This window comes from Streptomyces violaceorubidus (assembly GCF_000717995.1).
GTDB lineage: Bacteria > Actinomycetota > Actinomycetes > Streptomycetales > Streptomycetaceae > Streptomyces > Streptomyces violaceorubidus.
Genome location: NZ_JODM01000121.1, coordinates 1 through 887 on the forward strand (window position 1 = coordinate 1; position 887 = coordinate 887).

General features: G+C 70.6%; 1 protein-coding gene. It reads right to left on the minus strand.

The window, feature by feature from the left end:
• A partial coding sequence (locus IE94_RS0134280) for a 3-hydroxyacyl-CoA dehydrogenase family protein (RefSeq protein ID WP_030192359.1) occupies nucleotides 1–887 on the minus strand: 887 nt, incomplete at both ends.

Here is an 887-nt window from a genome sequence, read left to right on the forward strand (position 1 = left end):
GGGATCGCGTACCCCGGCTTGGTGAAGTGCTCGCGCAGCCCCGGCCACAGCCCGGCGCGCTTGCCGTCCTCGCCGTACGCGTAGAAGCCCGCCCCACCGCTGCGTCCGGGGCGCTGGAACTCGTCGACCATGCGGTCGACGACCGCCTCGGCGGGATGCGGCTCCCAGGTGCCGCCCGCCTCCTCCACGGCCCGCTTCGTCTCCTCGCGGATCTTCCGGGGGAGGGTCAGCGTCAGTTCGTCCATCAGGGAGAGCACCCTGGCCGGGTAGCCGGCCTGGGCCGCCGCCTGCTCCACGGAGGCGGGCTCGATGCCCTCGCCCACCATCGCGACGCCCTCGTTGATGAAGTGGCCGATGACCCGGGAGGTGAAGAAACCCCGCGAGTCGTTGACCACGATGGGCGTCTTGCCGATCTGCCGGACCAGGTCGAACGCCCGGGCCAGCGCCTCGTCCCCGGTCCGCTCCCCCTTGATGATCTCCACCAGCGGCATCCTGTCCACGGGAGAGAAGAAGTGCAGCCCGATGAAGTCGCCCTGCCGCTCCACCCCCTCGGCCAGCGCCGTGATGGGCAGCGTGGAGGTGTTGGAGCACAGCAGGGCGTCGGGCGCGACGACATGCTCGATCTCCTGGAACACCTTGTGCTTGAGCGAGGTGTCCTCGAACACCGCCTCGATCACCGCGTCACAGCCCGCGAGATCGGCCGCCTCGGCGGTGGGCGTGATCCGGGCCAGAAGCGCGTCGGCCTTCCCCTGACTCGTACGGCCCTTCGCCACGGCCTTCGCGCACAGCTTCTCCGAGTACGCCCTGCCCCTGAGCGCCGCCTCCAGCGAGACGTCCTTCAGCACCACCTCGATGCCCGCGCGGGCACACGAGTAGGCGATGCCCGC